Origin of the sequence: Streptomyces sp. F001, from assembly GCF_004187715.1 — a bacterium.
Taxonomy (GTDB): domain Bacteria; phylum Actinomycetota; class Actinomycetes; order Streptomycetales; family Streptomycetaceae; genus Streptomyces; species Streptomyces flavusporus.
This window is the reverse complement of record NZ_QZWF01000140.1, coordinates 1-2,332: the sequence shown is the minus strand read 5'-3', so window position 1 is coordinate 2,332 and position 2,332 is coordinate 1. Positions and strand designations below refer to the sequence as shown.

Below are 2,332 nucleotides of genomic sequence, written 5' to 3'. Positions count from 1 at the left end.
GGTGACTGCGTCGATCAGGGCCTGGAGTTCGGCGGGCGGGCCCTTGTCCGTCCAGGCTCGCCACCAGCGGTTCAGGATGGTGGCTGGGGTGAGCCATGAACGGATGACGCGTAAGGCCTTGGGCCAGCAGGGCAGTCGGGGCTGGTGGGACGGGGCTGGGCCCCCTCTCTGGCCCGCTGTCGGAGCACGGGTCCGGCGCGGTGGCATCCAGCGGTCCGGGTGCGGCGGCACCGACAGCACGGACCGGCGCTCATGCGGCCGCGTCGGGCGGACAAATCAGCAGGCGATGGAGTGCGTCGCCCGGGGCGGCGGCTGTCGCTGATCACCGCCGAAGCGTGTGGTCCATGATCTCCTGCCCGCTTGGGCTACTCCCCTTTCGGCGGGATCAGCCACGTCGCAGCGGCGGCGGAGACCACGGCCACCCCCGTGGCCACGAGGAACGCGTCGTCGAACCCGGACGCGGTTGTGGTGCTGGTGAGGCTGGCGGCGGCGCTGGAGACGGCCGCGGCCCCGGCCGAGGCGCCGAACTCGTGGAAGGTGCTGACGATTCCTAAGGTGTCGCCGGCCTCGTGTGGGGCGACGCTGCCGAGTGCGGTGGCCGAGGCGACCACGAACAGGGCCCCAGCCCCGCCGAGGCGACGCTCACCCCGGCGACCATGGCGGCGGTGCCGGACCAGAGCACCGGTGCGAGGAATCCAGCGGCCGCAATCAACAAGGCCACCGCCGCCAGGGGCCGGGCCCCCAGGCGGCCGGCGGCGATGACTCTGGCCATCGGCAAGGGCAACCAGGCGCTGGAGGCCGTCGATCTGGCCGGTGATCCCCAGCTGGCTCTCGCGCGGCTCGTGGAAGCCAGTTGGCACCTGGTGGACCAGGCCCGGGCGCTGCTGGTCGCCGCCCAGAAGGAGCTCCCTCCGGGCCGCATCCGCGAGTTGCACAGCGGCCCGGCCGCCCGCGTGGAGACTCTGATCGCCCACGGCCGCGCCGAGGGCGTCTTCCGCACCGACTTGCCGCTCCCATGGCTGGTCAATGCCCTGCACTCGGTCATGCACAGCGCCGACGAGATCCGCTCCGGCAACCTCGCCCCGGACCGCGCGGCCGCCTACATCACGGCCACCGTGCTCGCCGCCTTCACCCGCCGGGCAGGCCGGTCCCCCAGCCCAGCACGCAGACGTGACACCCACGCACTGCCCCAAGAGCGGAGCGCCAAGCGCCGGTGGGGCACATGAGGCGAGTGCCGCGGACAGTCGCACGCGCCTGACACCCGCACTCCCAACGGGCGTGCTGGACATCTTCGAACGCCGGATGGCCTCTACGACGAGGGCATGCCCAGCACCAGCAGCACAAGTAGGCGCGCGGCCGGGCGCGTACTTGTGCTGCTGGTGCTGGCGGTGCTCAGCGGTGTGCTGGGTATGCACGCTCTGCCACCCGGCGGGGCGCTACCGGCTGCGCACGCAGAGGCCGGCCATGCCGCGATGACGAGTCCGCCGGCACCCCCACACGAGGCGAGTGCGGCCTGCTCGCACCTGTCGGACGGGGCCGGCCACCTCAACCACGCTGACGCAGCCTGTGCTGCCGCAGGCGTCGGTTCCACGTATGCGCCGCCCACCCTGGGTGCTGCGCTGACGGACGCCGCTGCCGTCCCGGCCGCCCTCGATGGCGCTGCGGCCTCCGCCCAGCATGACAGGGCGCCGCCGGACCTGTCCGAGTTGCAACTCCTGCGGATATAGAGCGGCCCGCCCGGCACCACCGCACCCCTCCGGGGGTGGTGCCGGGCTTCCGCGTACTCATTGCCGCATCGACGCATGCCCGAAAACGGGCTGCGCATCAAGGAGTTGCAACCGCATGAACCGCAAGCGTTCCCTCGCCCGCCGTACCGCCGTCCTGGCTGCCGCCGGTGCGGCCGCGCTCGTTCTGGCCGCCTCCGGCGGGGACGGCGACAGTTCCACCGGCCACGGCAGCCACGGCAGCAGCTCTGCCTCCGCCGCCGCTTCCGCTTCCGCTTCCGCTTCCGCTTCGCAGGGACAGCACAACGCAGCCGACGTCACGTTCGCCCAGGGGATGATCCCCCACCACCGCCAGGCCGTGGAGATGACCGACCTCGCACCCGCCCGGGCGCAGTCGGGCGAGGTGAAGGAGCTGGCCGAGCAGGTGAAGAAGGCGCAGGATCCCGAGATCAGGACGCTGTCCGGGTGGCTGGTCTCGTGGGATGAGGACGTTCCCGCCGAGGGGGCCATGGACCACTCCATGCACGGCGGAATGGAAGGCATGATGAGCGCCGAGGACATGGACGAGCTCAAGGCCGCCAAGGGCACCGAGTTCGACAAGATGTTCG

At 72.0% G+C, this 2,332-nt stretch carries 4 protein-coding genes; 3 read left to right on the top strand and 1 reads right to left on the bottom strand.

The window, feature by feature from the left end; translation table 11 throughout:
* Positions 1-365 precede the first annotated feature (365 nt).
* Entirely contained in the window at positions 366-611 is a 246-nt protein-coding gene (locus StrepF001_RS49255; protein WP_240798014.1) for a hypothetical protein, read from the bottom strand.
* Positions 612-758: 147 nt separating this feature from the next.
* Between StrepF001_RS49255 and StrepF001_RS45000 the strand changes: the two genes are divergently transcribed.
* The 3 genes from StrepF001_RS45000 to StrepF001_RS44990 all read left to right on the top strand — a co-directional run.
* A complete protein-coding gene (locus StrepF001_RS45000; protein ID WP_206307173.1) occupies positions 759-1,226 on the top strand; it encodes a hypothetical protein in 468 nt (155 codons plus the stop codon).
* A gap of 96 nt (positions 1,227-1,322) precedes the next feature.
* Entirely contained in the window at positions 1,323-1,727 is a 405-nt protein-coding gene (locus StrepF001_RS44995; RefSeq protein WP_129803845.1) for a DUF6153 family protein, read from the top strand.
* 115 nt (positions 1,728-1,842) lie between these two features.
* Positions 1,843-2,332: DUF305 domain-containing protein (locus StrepF001_RS44990; RefSeq protein WP_129803844.1), on the top strand; the 490-nt coding region annotated here is incomplete at its 3' end.